At 68.6% G+C, this 17,188-nt stretch carries 16 protein-coding genes; 10 read left to right on the forward strand and 6 right to left on the reverse strand.

Features of this window, described 5'->3' with window-relative positions:
• Nucleotides 1-210: 210 nt before the first annotated feature.
• Together OO52_RS00755 and OO52_RS00760 are read left to right on the forward strand one after the other, a co-directional pair.
• Nucleotides 211-2,895, forward strand: a complete 2,685-nt coding sequence (locus OO52_RS00755; RefSeq protein ID WP_420711394.1) for a transglycosylase domain-containing protein — start codon at nucleotides 211-213, stop codon at nucleotides 2,893-2,895.
• 129 nt (nucleotides 2,896-3,024) lie between these two features.
• On the forward strand, nucleotides 3,025-4,578 hold the full coding sequence (locus tag OO52_RS00760) for a glycosyltransferase family 87 protein (protein ID WP_030640118.1): 1,554 nt from the start codon (nucleotides 3,025-3,027) through the stop codon (nucleotides 4,576-4,578).
• A 149-nt stretch (nucleotides 4,579-4,727) separates the two neighbouring features.
• Here OO52_RS00760 and OO52_RS00765 read toward each other — a convergent pair whose 3' ends face one another.
• From OO52_RS00765 to OO52_RS00775, 3 genes are all read right to left on the reverse strand, one after another.
• Nucleotides 4,728-5,759: an alanine racemase gene (locus OO52_RS00765; protein ID WP_030640115.1), complete on the reverse strand. Its 1,032-nt coding sequence runs from the start codon at nucleotides 5,757-5,759 to the stop codon at nucleotides 4,728-4,730.
• A gap of 85 nt (nucleotides 5,760-5,844) precedes the next feature.
• Nucleotides 5,845-6,963 carry a lipid II:glycine glycyltransferase FemX gene (locus tag OO52_RS00770; RefSeq protein WP_030640113.1) on the reverse strand — a complete coding sequence of 373 codons (1,119 nt, stop codon included), beginning with the start codon at nucleotides 6,961-6,963 and terminating at the stop codon, nucleotides 5,845-5,847.
• 119 nt (nucleotides 6,964-7,082) lie between these two features.
• Nucleotides 7,083-7,397, reverse strand: a complete 315-nt coding sequence (locus OO52_RS00775; protein ID WP_030640111.1) for a hypothetical protein — start codon at nucleotides 7,395-7,397, stop codon at nucleotides 7,083-7,085.
• Nucleotides 7,398-7,670: 273 nt separating this feature from the next.
• Here OO52_RS00775 and rpsF point away from each other — a divergent pair, with 273 nt between their 5' ends.
• From rpsF to rplI, 4 genes are all read left to right on the forward strand, one after another.
• The gene (rpsF, locus tag OO52_RS00780) at nucleotides 7,671-7,961 is read left to right on the forward strand and encodes a 30S ribosomal protein S6 (protein ID WP_014673750.1); all 291 of its coding nucleotides are present in this window, start codon (nucleotides 7,671-7,673) and stop codon (nucleotides 7,959-7,961) included.
• An 80-nt stretch (nucleotides 7,962-8,041) separates the two neighbouring features.
• Nucleotides 8,042-8,620, forward strand: coding sequence for a single-stranded DNA-binding protein (locus tag OO52_RS00785; RefSeq protein ID WP_030640108.1), 579 nt, complete (start codon nucleotides 8,042-8,044; stop codon nucleotides 8,618-8,620).
• An 81-nt stretch (nucleotides 8,621-8,701) separates the two neighbouring features.
• Nucleotides 8,702-8,938, forward strand: coding sequence for a 30S ribosomal protein S18 (rpsR, locus tag OO52_RS00790; RefSeq protein WP_003949403.1), 237 nt, complete (start codon nucleotides 8,702-8,704; stop codon nucleotides 8,936-8,938).
• Between the two features lie 18 nt (nucleotides 8,939-8,956).
• A complete protein-coding gene (rplI, locus tag OO52_RS00795) occupies nucleotides 8,957-9,403 on the forward strand; it encodes a 50S ribosomal protein L9 (RefSeq protein ID WP_030640106.1) in 447 nt (148 codons plus the stop codon).
• A 129-nt stretch (nucleotides 9,404-9,532) separates the two neighbouring features.
• Here rplI and OO52_RS00800 read toward each other — a convergent pair whose 3' ends face one another.
• Nucleotides 9,533-10,876 carry an MATE family efflux transporter gene (locus OO52_RS00800; protein ID WP_030640104.1) on the reverse strand — a complete coding sequence of 448 codons (1,344 nt, stop codon included), beginning with the start codon at nucleotides 10,874-10,876 and terminating at the stop codon, nucleotides 9,533-9,535.
• Nucleotides 10,877-11,351: 475 nt separating this feature from the next.
• Between OO52_RS00800 and dnaB the strand changes: the two genes are divergently transcribed.
• Nucleotides 11,352-12,830, forward strand: a complete 1,479-nt coding sequence (gene dnaB / locus OO52_RS00805; protein WP_014673746.1) for a replicative DNA helicase — start codon at nucleotides 11,352-11,354, stop codon at nucleotides 12,828-12,830.
• A 106-nt stretch (nucleotides 12,831-12,936) separates the two neighbouring features.
• Nucleotides 12,937-14,322 (forward strand): serine hydrolase domain-containing protein, encoded by a 1,386-nt coding sequence (locus OO52_RS00810; RefSeq protein ID WP_030640101.1) that lies wholly within the window; start codon nucleotides 12,937-12,939, stop codon nucleotides 14,320-14,322.
• 64 nt (nucleotides 14,323-14,386) lie between these two features.
• On the opposite strand, the gene OO52_RS00815 is transcribed toward OO52_RS00810, so the two are convergent.
• Entirely contained in the window at nucleotides 14,387-14,839 is a 453-nt protein-coding gene (locus tag OO52_RS00815) for a GNAT family N-acetyltransferase (protein ID WP_030640099.1), read from the reverse strand.
• Between the two features lie 9 nt (nucleotides 14,840-14,848).
• On the reverse strand, nucleotides 14,849-15,307 hold the full coding sequence (locus OO52_RS00820; protein WP_030640097.1) for a MarR family winged helix-turn-helix transcriptional regulator: 459 nt from the start codon (nucleotides 15,305-15,307) through the stop codon (nucleotides 14,849-14,851).
• 146 nt (nucleotides 15,308-15,453) lie between these two features.
• On the opposite strand from OO52_RS00820, the gene OO52_RS00825 reads away from it, so the two are divergent.
• Together OO52_RS00825 and OO52_RS00830 are read left to right on the forward strand one after the other, a co-directional pair.
• Nucleotides 15,454-16,662: an MFS transporter gene (locus OO52_RS00825; RefSeq protein WP_030640095.1), complete on the forward strand. Its 1,209-nt coding sequence runs from the start codon at nucleotides 15,454-15,456 to the stop codon at nucleotides 16,660-16,662.
• 104 nt (nucleotides 16,663-16,766) lie between these two features.
• Nucleotides 16,767-17,186 (forward strand): GlcG/HbpS family heme-binding protein, encoded by a 420-nt coding sequence (locus OO52_RS00830; RefSeq protein WP_030640093.1) that lies wholly within the window; start codon nucleotides 16,767-16,769, stop codon nucleotides 17,184-17,186.
• Nucleotides 17,187-17,188 lie beyond the last annotated feature (2 nt).

Consider the following 17,188-nt stretch of genomic DNA (forward strand, 5'->3'; position numbering starts at 1 on the left):
GGGGTGAACTTCGGGGCTCGGCGCGTTTTGGTGGTGCGTAGTCTGTGCGGCATGACACCACCGGGAACCGCGTGATGCCTGGGGAGCGTCGTTGTCCCTGGTGCAGTACGGGTGAATGCAGGACCGACCACATCCGTACTTCGGGGGGACCGGAAATCAGCCGCCGTTCCAGGCGCGCACGGGTGCGCCTGCCCGAGGAGTAATCGTTCGATGAGCGAGCACCGTCGCAAACCGCCGCAGCCGCAGGGAGGCGGACGTGCCGCGGCCCGACGCGGCCAGTCCGGCTCGTCCTCCGGCCGCCGTGCGGCACCGCGAGGCGCCACCGGGTCCCCTGCCGACTCCTATGGGTCCCGTTCCCCGGGATCGGAGTCCACCGACCCGGGAGGCGAGGAGCGTTCCTACGGCGGCCGAGCCGAGGCCCGCCGTGCCGCGCAGAGAGGTGGCCGACGCAGAGCGGCCGACAACGCCGGCGGCCGCCGCGGCGGCCCGGGCGGTCCGGCCGGTCCCGGACGCGGCAACGGCCGCGCGACGACCGCACCCGGCAAGAAGAGGTTCATCGACTACCCGAGGGCCGGCAAGTACGGCTGGCGACGCTGGGTGCCGTCCTGGAAGCTGGTCAGCGGGCTGTTCATCGGCTTCGTCGGCAGCCTGGTGGTGATGGTCGGCGTCGGATACGCGATGGTCTCCATCCCGAACGAGAACGACGCGGCCAAGTCCCAGAACAACGTCTACTACTGGGCCGACGGCAGCCAGATGGTCGCGACGGGCACCGGGGTGAACCGGCAGAACGTCACCATCGACAAGATCCCCGAGGCCATGCAGTGGGCCGTGATCTCGGCGGAGAACAAGAGCTTCTACCAGGACTCAGGCGTCGACCCGATGGGTATCGCCCGAGCCCTGGGCAACATGGCCCGGGGTGGTCAGACGCAGGGTGGTTCGACCATCACCCAGCAGTTCGTGAAGAACACCTACCTGAGCCAGGAACAGACCGTCACCCGCAAGTTCAAGGAGATGTTCATCTCCATAAAGGTGGGCACGAGGCTCGACAAGAAGCAGATCCTGCAGGGCTACCTGAATACCTCATACTACGGTCGCGGCGCCTACGGCATCCAGGCCGCCGCGCAGACCTACTACGGCGTGAACGCGGTCGATCTCAAGCCGAGCCAGTGCGCCTTCCTGGCAGCGTTGCTGAAGGGCCCGACGTACTACGACCCGGCCGGAAACGCGGACCTCGACCCGTCGGCGAACGCGAAGGACAACCGGGAGCGTTCCGAGAAGCGCTGGGCCTGGATTCTCGGCGAGATGCACAAGGACAAGCACCTCTCGGATGTCCAGTACCAGGAAGCCATCAAGGAGTATCCCAAGCCTCAGGGCCGCAAGGCGACCAAGGGCATGACTGGCCAGATCAGCTACCTCGTCGACACGGCCAAGAAGTACGTCCTGAACCACTCCAAAATCACCGAGGCGCAGTTCGACCAGGGTGGGTACCAGATCTACACGACCTTCGACAAGAAGAGCGTGAACGCCCTCAGTGCTGCTGTGAAGAAGGTCCAGAAGGACCGCCTCGACCCGAAGCATCGGGATCTGGACAAGTACGTCCAGTTCGGTGCGGCATCGGTGCTCCCGAAGGACGGTGCCATCGTCGCGCTCTACGGCGGTGACGGTTACGAGAACGGTCACTTCACCAACAACGCCGACACGTCCGGTGTCCCGGTCGGTTCGACGTGGAAGCCGTTCGTCCTGGCCGCGGCGATGGAGTACGGCACCTACAAGTCCGAGGGCGAGGGCATCTCGCCGCTGAGCAAGTACAACGGCAACGACAAGCTCAAGGTGAGGAACCAGGACGGGAGCTACGTCCTGAAGAAGGACGGCTCGGTCTTCTACCAGCGCAACGAAGGCCCCAAGCCCTGGGGCTACATCACGCTGCGCAAGGCCATGGAGCAGTCCATCAACACTCCGTTCGTACAGCTCGGCATGGACGTGGGGATGTCGAAGGTCCGAGACGTCGCGAAGGCCTCCGGCATCCTGGACGCAAGCTTCGCCGACCTCAACCCGTCCTTCGCCATCGGCACCTCGACGCCGAGCGCGATCCGTATGGCCGACGCTTACGCGACGTTCGCCGCGTCCGGCGAGCACACGGATCCGTACTCGGTGACGAGCGTCAAGAAGGAAGGCAAGGAACTGCCGGGCTTCACCAAGCCCAGGCGGACGCAGGCGATGCCGGAGAACGTGGCCAACAACGTCACGGACACGTTGGAGAACGTGATCCAGAACGGTACGGGCCAGAACGCCAAGGCCCTGGGACGTACCGCGGCCGGCAAGACCGGTACCACCGACAGCAACAAGTCGGCCTGGTTCGTCGGCTACACCCAGCAGCTGTCGACCTCGGTCGCGATGTTCCGCGAGAACCCCAAGGATCATGAGCTGCTGTCCATGAACGGTACGGCGGGTGTGGACTCCATCCACGGTGGTGACATCCCGACGCAGGTGTGGACCGAGTACATGAAGGCCGCGCTCAAGGGCAAGAACGACCCCGGCTTCCCGGACGCCACCGAGATCGGCAAGGTCCAGGACGAGCTGGGTGCTCCCTCCCCGACCCCGAGCGTCACCATCACGCCCAGTGCGACGCCGAGTGACTCGCCGACCCCGACGCCGAGCGTGACGACCACCTCACCGTCACCGACGCCGAGCGAGTCCTGCCAGTTCGGCTGGGACCCGAACTGCAACAGCAACGGCAACGGCGGAGGCAACGGCAATGGCAGCGGAGGTGTGGACACGGGTGGTGTCGACGGCGGCGGAGGCGAGTCGCCGTCACCCACGGTCACGGACACGACCGGCACCGGTGACACCCGAGGGAACGGCAACGGAGGCTTCTTCGGGGGCCAGACCGGCTAGCCCGGCGATCTGACCGGTTGGCGACCATATCGCCCACCGAGGGTGTTTCACGTGAAACATGGGCCGCCGCACCCACCAGGTGCGGCGGCCCTCGGTGTTTTCCTAGCCGGGTACGGCAGGATGTGCCCCATGCCCAGTGCAGAGATGACGCCCGCGAGCATGCACGAGCCCGAGTCCGTGCCGTCCGCCGCGGCAGAGCCGGTGCAGCCGACCAGGGAGGACGAGGTCGCCGCCGCCGGCAGTGAGCTGATCGGCGGTCCCCTGGGGCGGCACGCCCTGCTGGGGACCTCCTGGTGGACCCCCGTGCGGGTCGTGGCGCTCGTGGCGATCGGCATGTTCGCCCTCGGCCTGGTCCAGAAGGCGCCCTGCTACCACAGCGGCTGGTTCTTCGGCGCGAGCAGTCAGTACACGCACGCCTGCTACTCGGACATTCCGCACCTCTACCAGGGCCGCGGGTTCGCCGACCACCTCGTGCCGTACTTCGACAAGCTCCCCGGCGACATGGACTACCTCGAATACCCGGTGCTCACCGGTGTCTTCATGGAGGTGGCCTCCTGGCTGACCCCGCACAGCGGCGGCATCCAGCACCAGGAGCAGTGGTACTGGTTCGTGAACGCCGGGATGCTGATGGTGTGCACCGCCGTCATCGCCGTGTGCGTGGCCCGTACCCACCGCCGGCGCCCCTGGGACGGTCTGCTGGTCGCCCTGGCGCCCGCCCTGGCGCTGACCGCGACCATCAACTGGGACCTGCTTGCCGTCGCGCTGACGGCCGCCGCGATGCTGATGTGGTCCCGGGGCCGCGCCCTCGCCTTCGGCGTCCTCCTGGGGCTCGCCACGGCCGCCAAGCTGTATCCCGTGCTGCTGCTGGGGCCACTGATGGTGCTCTGCTGGCGGGCCGGCAAGTGGCGCCCGTTCTTCCAGGCCGTGTGCGGCGCGGTGGTCGCCTGGCTCGTGGTGAACCTGCCCGTGATGATCACGCACGACGCGACGGGCTTCCACATCCGTGAGGGCTGGGCGAAGTTCTACACCTTCAGCAAGGAGCGCGGCGTCGACTTCGGCTCCTTCTGGCTGATCTGGGCGCAGAACTCCAGCAACCCGCCCACCACCGAGTTCGTCAACACCGCCGCCACGGTGCTCGTGGTGCTGTGCTTCCTCGGCATCGCCGCGCTGACGTTCACCGCCCCGCGCCGGCCACGGTTCGCCCAGCTGGCCTTCCTGATGGTGGCCGCCTTCGTCCTCACCAACAAGGTCTACTCCCCGCAGTACGTCCTGTGGCTGGTGCCGCTGGCGGTCCTGGCCCGGCCCAAGTGGCGGGACTTCCTGATCTGGCAGGCGTGCGAGGTGGCGTACTTCTTGGGCATCTGGCTGTACCTCGCCTACACGACCAGCGGAGACGCCCACAAGGGCCTGCCGACTCAGGGCTACCACTGGGTGATCGTCGTGCACCTGCTGGGCACGCTGTACCTGTGCGCCGTCGTCGTACGGGACATCCTCATGCCGGAGCGGGACGTGGTGCGCCGGTCCGGCGACGACGACCCCTCGGGCGGAGTGCTCGACGGCGCCGAGGACGCGTTCGTGCTCGGCGCGGGAGCCCATTCTCCGCGCCACGCCGACCCGTTCGAGGGGCCTCAGGTGGACTGGGGCCGGCCGGAGATGCTGTCCCGCGACGACCGTTCGCTCTGAGCGAACAAGCGCCACGCCTCATCGGCACGCGACACGGCAAGCCGGCCCTCCCAGGGGAGGCGGCACAAACAGAAGGCCGTATCCGGGAGCACCGGATACGGCCTTCTCGCGTTCAGGACGGCCAGCGGTCCACGAGGTTCTGGACGGGCTCAGCGGTCCACGAGACGGTCGAACTGGGTCGTGGTGTGCCGCAGATGGGCCACCAGCTCGTCGCCGACCTTCGGCTCGGGGGCGTCCGAGGGCACGAACAGGATCGACACCTGCATGTGCGGCGGCTCGGCGAACCAGCGCTGCTTGCCGCCCCAGACGAACGGGGAGAGGTTCCGGTTGACCGTGGCGAGCCCGGCCCGGGCGACGCCCTTGGCGCGCGGCATGACGCCGTGCAGGGCCTTCGGGGCCTCCAGGCCCACCCCGTGCGACGTTCCGCCCGCCACGACCACCAGGAAGCCGTCCGAGGCCGCCTTCTGTTGCCGGTAGCCGAACCGGTCGCCCTTGGCCACGCGCGTGACGTCCAGGACGGCGCCGCGGTACTCGGTGGCGTCGTGGTCCCCCAGCCACAGCCGCGTACCGATGCGGGCGCGGAACCGGGTCTGCGGGAACTGCTGCTGGAGCCGGGCCAGATCGTCCGCCTTGAGGTGGCTGACGAACATCGTGTGCAGCGGCAGCCGTGCCGCGCGCAGCCGGTCCATCCAGCCGATGACCTCCTCGACGGCGTCCGAGCCGTCGGTGCGGTCCAGCGGCAGGTGGATGGCGAAGCCTTCCAGCCGGACGTTCTCTATGGCCTGGTGCAGCTGCGGCAGATCGTGCTCGCTGATGCCGTGCCGCTTCATCGAGGACATCACCTCGATGACGACACGGGCGCCCACGAGGCCGTAGACACCGTCGATGGACGAGACGGAGCGGACGACCCGGTCGGGCAGCGGCACGGGCTCCTCGCCACGCCGGTACGGCGTCAGCACCAGCAGGTCACCGCTGAAGAAGTCCTTGATGCGCGCGGCCTCGTAGGTCGTGCCGACGGCGAGCAGGTCGGCACCGAGCCGTGTGGCCTCCTCCGACAGCCGTTCGTGCCCGAAGCCGTAGCCGTTGCCCTTGCAGACCGGGACGAGTCCCGGGAACTGCTCCTGCACGTGCTTGTGGTGCGCCCGCCAGCGCGCGGTGTCGACGTAGAGCGTGAGCGCCATGGCCGGACCCGGAACCTTTCTCGTGGCTGCGGTGGATCAGAGGTGTGTGAGCTGTGAAGGCTATGGAATCAAACGCCCGCGCGGCTCAGCGGCGCGACATGTAGATGTCGAGCGCCTTGTGGAGCAGCTTGTTCAGCGGGAAGTCCCACTCGCCGAGGTACTCGGCGGCCTGGCCGCCGGTGCCGACCTTGAACTGGATGAGGCCGAAGAGGTGGTCGGTCTCGTCCAGCGAGTCGGAGATGCCGCGCAGGTCGTAGACGGTGGCGCCGAGCGCGTAGGCGTCGCGCAGCATCCGCCACTGCATGGCGTTGGACGGCCGCACCTCGCGGCCGATGTTGTCGGAGGCGCCGTAGGAGTACCAGACGTGCCCGCCGACGATCAGCATGGTCGCCGCGGAAAGGTTCACCCCGTTGTGGCGGGCGAAGTACAGCCGCATCCGGTTGGGGTCCTCGGTGTTGAGGGCCGTCCACATGCGCTGGAAGTACGACAGCGGCCGGGGCCGGAAGTGGTCGCGGACGGCCGTGATCTCGTACAGCCGCTGCCACTCGGGCAGGTCCTGGTAGCCGCCCTGGACGACCTCGACGCCTGCCTTCTCGGCCTTCTTGATGTTGCGGCGCCACAGCTGGTTGAAGTTCTTGTGGACCTCTTCCAGGGAGCGGTTCGCCAGCGGCACCTGGTAGACGTAGCGGGGCTGCACGTCGCCGAAGCCGGCGCCGCCGTCCTCGCCCTGCTGCCAGCCCATGCGGCGCAGCTTGTCGGCCACCTCGAAGGCGCGCGGCTCGATGTAGTCGGCCTCCAGATCGCGCAGACGCTTGACGTCCGGGTCCTGGATGCCCCTCTTGATCGTGTCGGCGTTCCAGCGACGGATGATCACCGGGGGGCCCATCTTCACGGAGAAGGCACCCTGCTGCTTCAGGTGCGCCAGCATCGGCTGGATCCAGTCGTCCAGGTTCGGCGCGTACCAGTTGATGACCGGGCCCTCGGGCAGATAGGCGAGGTAGCGCTTGATCTTGGGCAGCTGGCGGTAGAGCACCAGGCCCACGCCGACCAGCTGGCCGCTCCTGTCGAACCAGCCGAGGTTCTCCGAACGCCACTCCGCCTTCACATCTGCCCAGGCCGGGACCTGCATGTGGCTCGCCGCCGGCAGGCTCTGGATGAAGGCCAGATGCTGCTCGCGACTGATGGTCCTCAGGGTCAGGCTCATTCGGGGCGCTCCTCGGGCTGGTGTGTCCCCATGGGTACAGGGGCTCCGGCTCTCGCGCGAAGCCTACTGCGCCTTTCGAGCGCCCCGACTGGGCGTACGGGCCTTTGAGCCCGGTGGGGTCAGCTGATGACCCCGCCGAACAGGCCGCCGTGAGCCATGCCGATCAGGAAACCGACGCCGGCGGCACCCAGACCCAGGATCAGGCCGAACCGCTGCCGCGTGGTCACCGAGATCCACTGTCCGTACACGCCCGTGGCCAGTGCCACCAGGCCCGCCCACGAGGTCAGCAGGTGAAGGCTGTGGAAGAAGCACGTGATGAAGGACAGCAGGCCCAGGACGAGCGTCACCGCCATCAGGGCGTCCTGAAGCGGATGGGGCTTGCCGTCCGTGGCGAAGAGGGAACCGGCGGTGTTGGGTCGCAATGCCTGTGCCATGGGCACCTCCTGCGGAAGGCGGCGCATCGTAGCGCCGTACACACCCGATGTGTACAGATTGTCGGGGACGACGGCCGGATTTCAACCGGAAGCGTGTGTGCGGGTAGTCTGTACCGTCTGCACTGGTGTCTGCCCAGACCTGCCCAGGTCACACTGCCGGCTTCCCTGAGGGAACCCCGATTGTCAGTGGCGGCCGATACCGTTGCGTACGCATCACAACCCTCCTGCCACGGAACGACCGTGGCCGCTGAGTCCAAAGGAGGTGGGTTCCACATGCGTCACTACGAGGTGATGGTCATCCTCGACCCCGATCTCGAGGAGCGCGCTGTCTCCCCGCTGATCGAGAACTTCCTGTCCGTCGTCCGTGACGGCGGCGGCAAGGTTGAGAAGGTCGACACCTGGGGCCGTCGTCGTCTCGCCTACGAGATCAAGAAGAAGCCCGAGGGCATCTACTCGGTCATCGACCTGCAGGCCGAGCCTGCGGTCGTCAAGGAGCTCGACCGCCAGATGAACCTGAACGAGTCGGTCCTCCGGACCAAGGTCCTCCGTCCCGAGACCCACTGAGCTCTCCCGCTCAGCTGATCTCGGGATTCGAGTAGCAGCAACAAGCAGCCAGAGCAGCAAACCCGCCGAGAGGTTCCCCCATGGCAGGCGAGACCGTCATCACGGTCATCGGCAATCTTGTCGACGACCCCGAGCTGCGCTTCACCCCGTCCGGTGCGGCGGTCGCGAAGTTCCGCGTCGCGTCCACTCCCCGCACCTTCGACCGCCAGACGAACGAGTGGAAGGACGGCGAGAGCCTCTTCCTGACCTGCTCGGTCTGGCGTCAGGCGGCGGAGAACGTCGCCGAGTCGCTCCAGCGAGGCATGCGCGTCATCGTGCAGGGCCGGCTGAAGCAGCGGTCCTACGAGGACCGTGAGGGCGTCAAGCGCACGGTCTACGAGCTGGACGTCGAGGAAGTCGGCCCCAGTCTGCGCAACGCCACGGCCAAGGTCACCAAGACCGCAGGTGGCGCTCGCGGTGGCCAGGGTGGTTACGGCGGCGGTGGCGGCCAGGGTGGCGGCGGCTGGGGCGGTGGCCCCGGTGGCGGCCAGCAGGGCGGCGGCGCTCCGGCCGACGACCCGTGGGCGACCGGCGCTCCCGCCGGTGGCCAGCAGGGTGGCGGCGGCTGGGGCGGAGGCTCCGGCGGCGGTGGCGGCTACTCGGACGAGCCCCCCTTCTAGAACTTCGGGCCAGGCCTTCCGGGCCGGTCCGGATCGAGGGCGGGTCGTATCCCAACTTCTTGATCACACAGGAGAAACACCATGGCGAAGCCGCCTGTGCGCAAGCCGAAGAAGAAGGTCTGCGCTTTCTGCAAGGACAAGGTCACGTACGTGGACTACAAGGACACGAACATGCTGCGGAAGTTCATTTCCGACCGCGGCAAGATCCGTGCCCGCCGCGTGACCGGCAACTGCACGCAGCACCAGCGTGACGTCGCCACGGCCGTCAAGAACAGCCGTGAGATGGCGCTGCTGCCCTACACGTCCACCGCTCGCTAAGGGAAGGGTGACCGACTCATGAAGATCATCCTCACCCACGAGGTCTCCGGCCTCGGTGCCGCGGGCGACGTCGTCGACGTCAAGGACGGTTACGCTCGCAACTACCTGATCCCGCGGAAGTTCGCTATCCGCTGGACCAAGGGTGGCGAGAAGGACGTCGAGCAGATCCGCCGCGCTCGCAAGATCCACGAGATCCAGACCATCGAGCAGGCCAACCAGGTCAAGGCTCAGCTGGAAGGCGTGAAGGTCCGTCTGGCCGTCCGCTCCGGCGACGCCGGCCGTCTCTTCGGTTCTGTCACCCCGGCCGACATCGCGTCCGCGATCAAGGCTTCCGGTGGCCCCGAGGTCGACAAGCGCCGCATCGAGCTGTCCGCTCCGATCAAGACCCTGGGCGCCCACGAGACGTCCGTGCGTCTGCACCCCGAGGTTGCCGCCAAGGTCAACGTCGAGGTCGTCGCGGCCTGATCGCCGCGTGATCGCCGTGCTCGCTTGAGCTGGTGAAAGGGGCCGCACCCTTCATTGGGTGCGGCCCCTTTCCCATGCCTCCGCGACCGGGTTACCCGTCATCGGGACGGCATGTTTCACGTGAAACGGTCAGCGGGTCGCACCCGTCACGATCCAGCGGCCCGAGCGGGTCCGCAGCCACAGGGTCAGCATGCGGACCGTCATCATCAACGTCATCGCGCCCCACAGGGCGGTGAGGCCGCCGCCGACCGTGGGCACGAACAGAGCTGCCGGAGCGAACACCGCCAAGGTGACGACCATGGCCCAGGCAAGATACGGGCCGTCCCCAGCGCCCATGAGGACCCCGTCGAGGATGAAGACGATCCCGCAGATGGGCTGCGACAGCGCCACGAGCAGCAGGGCCGGCAGGGCGGCATCCTTCACCAGGGAGTCGCTGGTGAACAGCGGCAGGAAGAGCGGTCGTGTGGCCACCACGAGGAGGCCCAGCACGACACCGGCCGCGACACCCCACTGGACCATGCGGCGGCAGGCTTCGCGAGCTCCCTGAGCGTCGTCCGCTCCGAGGTAGCGGCCGATGATGGCCTGTCCTGCGATCGCTATCGCGTCGAGCGCGAACGCCAACAGGCTCCACAGGGACAGGACGATCTGGTGTGCGGCGATGTCGGCGTCACCGAGACGGGCCGCGACCGCTGTGGCGATGATGAGGATCGCCCGCAGGGACAACGTGCGGACCAGCAGGGGGACACCGGCCTGGGCCGAGGCCCGGATACCGGCGGCGTCCGGCCGGAGAGAGGCGCCGTACCGGCGGGCGCCGCGAACGACGACGGTCAGGTAGACGGCCGCCATTCCGCACTGTGCGATGACCGTGCCCCAGGCCGAACCGGCGACACCGAGCTCGGCGCCGTAGACGAGTCCAGCGTTGAGGGCGGCGTTGGCGATGAATCCCGCGACGGCGACGTAGAGCGGGGTTCTGGTGTCCTGCAGACCGCGCAGCACTCCGGTCGCGGCCAGGACGATGAGCATGGCCGGGATGCCCAGAGCCGAGATGCGCAGATAGGTGATGGCGTAGGGGGCGGCGGTCGGGGAGGCCCCGAAGAGGTCCACGATGCCGGGCGCGAAGGGCAGGACGATGGCGATGACGGCGACGCCGAGCAGCAGAGCCAGCCAGATTCCGTCCATGCCCTGCCGGATGGCTGCCGGGAGATCGCCGGCGCCGACGCGGCGGGCGACGCCGGCCGTGGTGGCGTAGGCGAGGAAGACGAAGACACTCACGGCGGTGGTGAGGAGCGCCGAGGCCACGGCGAGACCGGCGAGTTGAGCGGTCCCGAGATGGCCGACGATCGCACTGTCCGCCATGACGAAGAGAGGCTCGGCGACGAGGGCGCCGAAGGCCGGGACGGCCAGCGCGACGATTTCTCGGTCGTGCCGGCGCCGGGTGGCCTTGGGGATGTCTGGAGCCTGTGTCATGAGCATCAATGTAATCGTCCACAGGTAAGTGACGCAAGCGTCGAGTGGCCCTTACCTTGGGCCGCGGGCCGTGTCCTTTCGGGTGCCGTTCGAAGCGATCTTGGCCCGACTGGGGAAGTTTTTTCTCTGCACAGCCGGTGGATCATAAAGGCGCAGGTCAGAGACCTGGTCTCGGAGGGAGAGAGGGCTTGTTCACAGGGCTTTCCACCGGGTCGTGCACAGGTTTCGGCGAGTTCTCCACAGCATCCGGGCCGTCGTCCACATGGCCTGTGGATAACCAGATTGGCTGACGGTGCCGACGGGCCTACGGTGGTCCGGCGCCCGCTCCTTCCCCGAGCCCCGAAGACGTCCTTCGTCGGGCCTGGGAAGCGTCACAAACCCGACGCGCCAGAACCGGAGTTGGGCGTCTTATTTGTCAGTGTCGTGCCGTACAACAGAGGACACGGCGAGGTCCGCCGTGCGGACGGGAGGAGGTGGCTCGGTGAGCATTTCCGAGCCCTTGGACGATCCGTGGGCCGACAGCGGGCCCAGTGATCGTCTGCCGGCCTCCCGTCGGCGCGGTGACGTCGGCCGGGGTCGTGACGAGCAGCACGACCGGGGCCGGGAGAACGGCGCCTGGGACGGCGGGGGTTCGTCCTTCGAGCGCGTGCCGCCGCAGGATCTGGACGCCGAACAGTCCGTGCTGGGCGGCATGCTGCTGTCCAAGGACGCCATCGCCGATGTGGTCGAGATCCTCAAGGGCCACGATTTCTACAAGCCCGCGCACGAGACGATCTACCAGGCCATCCTGGACGTCTACGCCAAGGGCGAGCCGGCCGACCCGATCACCATCGCCGCCGAACTCACCAAGCGTGGCGAGATCAACAAGGTCGGCGGCGCCGCGTATCTGCACAGCCTCGTCCAGACCGTGCCGACGGCGGCCAACGCCGAGTACTACGCGGAGATCGTCCACGAGCGGGCCGTCCTGCGCCGCCTGGTCGAAGCCGGTACGCGCATCACGCAGATGGGATACGCGGCCGACGGAGACGTGGACGAGATCGTCAACCGCGCCCAGGCCGAGATCTACGCCGTCACCGAGCAGCGCACCAGCGAGGACTACCTCCCGCTCGGCGACATCATGGAGGGTGCCCTCGACGAGATCGAGGCGATCGGCTCGCGCAGCGGCGAGATGACGGGTGTGCCCACGGGGTTCACCGACTTCGACTCGCTGACGAACGGTCTCCACCCGGGCCAGATGATCGTCATCGCGGCCCGTCCCGCCATGGGTAAGTCGACCCTCGCCCTGGACTTCGCGCGGGCCGCCTCCATCAAGCACAACCTCCCGAGCGTCATCTTCTCGCTCGAAATGGGCCGCAACGAGATCGCGATGCGTCTGCTGTCCGCCGAGGCCCGGGTCGCCCTGCACCACATGCGGTCCGGCACGATGACCGACGAGGACTGGACGCGGCTCGCCCGCCGCATGCCGGACGTGTCGGCCGCGCCGCTGTACATCGACGACTCCCCGAACCTGTCCATGATGGAGATCCGCGCGAAGTGCCGGCGCCTGAAGCAGCGCAACGACCTGAAGCTGGTGGTCATCGACTACCTCCAGCTGATGCAGTCCGGTGGCTCCAAGCGCGCCGAGAGCCGTCAGCAGGAGGTGTCGGACATGTCCCGTAACCTCAAGCTGCTCGCGAAGGAGCTGGAGATCCCGGTCATCGCGCTCTCGCAGCTCAACCGTGGTCCCGAGCAACGCACCGACAAGAAGCCGATGGTCTCCGACCTGCGTGAGTCCGGCTCCATCGAGCAGGACGCCGACATGGTCATCCTGCTGCACCGTGAGGACGCGTACGAGAAGGAGTCCCCGCGCGCGGGCGAGGCGGACCTGATCGTCGCCAAGCACCGAAACGGCCCGACGGCCACCATCACGGTCGCCTTCCAGGGCCACTACTCGCGTTTCGTGGACATGGCCCAGACCTGATCCACCGGGCACGGCCGCGGTTACGGGCGGGAGTGCGGGCGGGTACGGCCGGGGGCGCACGGCAAATGCATTCGACGCCCGCCTCCCCACCAGGTGGACTGGGCCCATGACGAGAACTCAGGAAGCGCTGCTCCCCGCCACCCGCAGGGCCTTGCTGCACCGGATCGCCGTCGCGCAGGCCGAAGGACGGGCTCCGTCGCTGGTCGCCGCCGTGGTGCGGGACGGACAGGCCGTGTGGCACGGGGCGCGGACCTCGGTGGACGGGCACGGACCGGACGAGACCGTGCAGTACCGGATCGGATCCATCACCAAGACCTTCACCGCCGTACTGGTGATGCGGCTGCGGGACGAGGGCGTCCTCGATCTCGGTGACCCGTTGGAGAAACATCTGCCGGGCACCGGCGCGGGGGAGGCGACGATCGCGGAACTGCTCGCCCACACCGCGGGGTTGGCGGCCGAATCGCCCGCGCCCTGGTGGGAACGGACGCCCGGCTCCCTGCGGCCCGAACTGAGCGATGTGCTCGGGGACCAGCCCCTCCTGCATCCCGTCGGCCGACGGCACCACTACTCCAACCCCGGCTACACGGTTCTCGGTGCCCTGGTGGAAGAACTACGCGGTGCCCCCTGGGAGGACGTGCTGCGCGAGGAGATCCTGGAGCCGCTGGGCCTGCGCCGGACGAGCACGCAGCCGGAACCCCCGCACGCGGGCGGATGGGCGGTGCATCCGTGGGCCGACGCGATGCTGCCCGAGCCGACGGAGGACCTGGGCCGGATGGCGCCGGCCGGCCAACTCTGGTCGACCACCGGGGACCTGGCGCGGTTCGCCGCGTTTCTGGCCCGGGGAGACGACCGGGTCCTGAGCGCGGAGTCCGTCCGGGAGATGCGTACTCCGGCGGCGCCCGCCGAAGCCGCGGATGTGATGGACGGGGTCACGTACGGCCTGGGCATGCAGATCCAGCGCCGTGACGGCCGGCTGCTCGTCGGGCACTCCGGTTCCCTGCCGGGCTTTCTGGCGAACCTCACGATCAGCGTGGAGGACGACGTGGCGGCGGTGGTCCTCGCCAACTGCACCAGCGGCCCGCTGCTGGGTGCCGTGGGAGCGGACCTCGTCCGGATCGTCGCGGAGGCGGAGCCGCGCATCCCCGAGCCCTGGCGGCCGCTGCGCGAGGTCGACCCGGCGGTGCTGGAGCTGGTGGGGCAGTGGTACTGGGGCACCCATGGCTTCGGCCTGCGGGCGACCGCCGACGGTCTGCTCGCGCTGGCACCACTGGCGGGTGGCGGACGCAGGGCTCGCTTCCGTGCCAACGGCGACGGCACCTGGACGGGGCTGGAGGGTTACTACGCCGGTGAGCTGCTGCGGCCCGAACGACGCCCGGACGGGTCGGTGAGCCACCTCGATCTCGGCTCGTTCGTGTTCACCCGACAGCCGTACGACCCTGAGGCCCCGGTGCCCGGTGGCGTGGACCCGGAGGGATGGCGGGGCATCGGCTAGCCGGAACATGCACAAGGGGTGTGTTTCACGTGAAACACGCCCCGGTTCCGTTCTCGGGCTGCGGTCAAAGGCGCAGCTTGAAACCTTCGTGTGAGGCGGTGAAGCCCAGCCGCTCGTAGAAACGGTGGGCATCGGTCCGTGTCTTGTCGGACGTGAGCTGCACCAGCTGGCAGTCGAGCCGTCGGGAGGTGTCGATCGCCCACTCGACCAGCCGGCCGCCCAGCCCGCTGCCCCGCTCGTCGGCGTGGATGCGTACGGCCTCGATGAGCGCACGAGTGGCCCCCTTGTGTGAGAGCCCAGGGATGATCGTGAGCTGGAGAGTCCCGATCACGCGGCCTTCGCGCACGGCGACGACGACATGCTGGTTGGGGTCGGCGGCGAGGCGTTCCAGCGCGTTCCGGTACGGCGTGAGATCGCCGGGCGACTCCCGCTGGGCCCCGAGCGGATCGTCGGCGAGCATCGCCACGATCGCCGGGAGGTCGTCGGCGGTCGCGGCTCGTATCTCAAGATCTCCCATGAGCGCACCCTACGCGGGCACGTTCAGGGACTCCACCACGCGCACCAGCGGTGCCAGTTCGGGGTTCAAGGCGGCGCTGTCCAGGGCCTCGCGCAGGGCGGCGTCATTGGTGGGCCGAGCCTCCTCCAGCAGCCGCAGGCCCGCCGGGGTGACGTTGGTGTAGATGCCGCGCCGGTCGGTGGGGCACAGATAGCGCTCCAGCAGACCGCGGTCCTCCAGCCGGGTCACGAGGCGGGTGGTGGCGCTCTGGCTGAGCACCACCGCGTCGGCGACCTGCTTCATCTGCAGATGCCCGCCCTCGCCGTCGTGCTGTCTGCTGAGAACGTCCAGCAGTGAGTACTCGCGGACGCTCAAGTCGTGCTTGGCCTGCAGGGCACGCTCGATGTGCGCCTCGATCCGTCCGTGCAGCGCAGAAAGGGCGCACCAGCCCTGTGCGAGGGCTGTGAGCGCGGGGTCCGTCGCTGTCATTGGCGTTTTCCTCCGTCCCGGAGTGGCTGCACCACAAGAGTAGAGCACCACCGCAATAGTCATCGCTTGCACTTAGCCCGCGTCTGCAACTATTGTGGGCGAACGCAAAGCGCTCCTGCAATCGTCTGGGAAGGTGTACCCCCCTCATGCCTCTCGCGCTTCTGGCCCTCGCGATCGGGGCCTTCGGAATCGGAACGACCGAGTTCGTGATCATGGGCTTGCTGCCCGAGGTCGCGGGCGACTTCGGGGTCTCCATCCCCACGGCGGGCCTGCTCGTGACCGGCTACGCGCTCGGCGTGGTCATCGGCGCCCCGCTGATGACCGTGCTCGGCACCAAGGTCCCGCGCAAGCGGATGCTGATGCTGCTGATGGGCCTGTTCATCGCCGGCAACCTGCTCTCGGCCGTCGCCCCGGCCTTCGCGGTCATGCTGATCGGACGAGTGGTCGCCTCGCTCGCCCACGGTGCCTTCTTCGGCATCGGCTCGGTCGTCGCCGCCGAGCTGGTCGCACCCCACAAGAAGGCCGGTGCCATCGCCATGATGTTCACCGGTCTGACCATCGCCAACGTCGTCGGCGTCCCGCTGGGCACGTTCATCGGGCAGAGCGCCGGCTGGCGCGTCACCTTCGCCGTCGTCGCCGCCCTCGGTGTCGTCGGCCTGGTCGGCATCGCCAAGCTCGTTCCCGAGCTGCCGCGGCCGGAGGGCGTCCACCTGCGCCATGAGCTGGCCGCCTTCAAGAACGCCCAGGTCCTGCTGGCCATGGCGATGACCGTCCTCGGCTTCGGTGGTGTCTTCGCGGCCATCACCTACATCGCTCCGATGATGACCCACATCGCCGGCTTCGCCGACGGCTCGGTCACCTGGCTGCTGGTCCTGTTCGGCCTCGGCATGGTCGGCGGCAACCTCGTCGGCGGCAAGTTCGCCGACCGTGCCCTGATGCCGATGCTGTACGTCTCCCTGGGCGCCCTGGCCGTCGTCCTGGCGCTCTTCACCCTCACCGCCCACAACAAGATCGCGGCCGCGGTGACCATCGCCCTGATCGGCGCCCTCGGCTTCGCCACCGTGCCGCCGCTGCAGAAGCGCGTCCTCGACCAGGCGCACGGCGCTCCGACGCTCGCCTCGGCCGTCAACATCGGCGCCTTCAACCTGGGCAACGCCCTGTCCGCCTGGCTCGGCGGCCTCGTGATCGCGGCTGGCTTCGGCTACACGTCCCCCAACTGGGTCGGCGCCGCTCTCGCCGCCGCTGCCCTGGTCCTCGCCTTCCTCTCGGCGGCCCTGGAGCGCCGCGACGGCGCCCACGGCACCGTGACCGCCTCCGGGACGCCGGCGGAGCAGCGGACGCCCGTCCACCACTGAGCGCCCCCGGGCACCTCACACCCGAAGACCTCCGTGCCGGGGCTCTCCCGGCGCGGCAATCACCCACCAGTACTCGCCACAGCACGACCCGAGGAGACATCTCCATGACCACCACCGCCGTCGCCCCGCTCACCATCGAGGACGCCGAGCTGCTGGTCGCCACCGCCCGCCGGGCGGCCGAGGACGCCGGAGTCGCCGTCAGCGTCACCGTCCTGGACGCCGGCGGCCACCTGCTCGCCTTCCGCCGGGACGACCGCGCCGTGCTGATCTCCGGCGAGACCAGCACCCGCAAGGCCTACACGGCTCTCCAGCTGAACGCGCCCACCGCCGACCTCGTCGACGCCGTCCAGCCCGGCGGCCTCTTCCACACCCTGCCCACGGCGCTCGACCGGCCCCTGCTGTTCATCGCGGGCGGTATCCCGCTTCACCGCGACGGCCGACTGGTCGGCGCGATCGGCGTCGGCGGCGGTGCTCCGGACCAGGACCACGGCTTCGCCATCGCGGCCGTGCAGGCGCTCGTCTGAGC

It is taken from the genome of Streptomyces flaveolus (genome assembly GCF_000716535.1).
GTDB classification, from domain to species: domain Bacteria; phylum Actinomycetota; class Actinomycetes; order Streptomycetales; family Streptomycetaceae; genus Streptomyces; species Streptomyces flaveolus_A.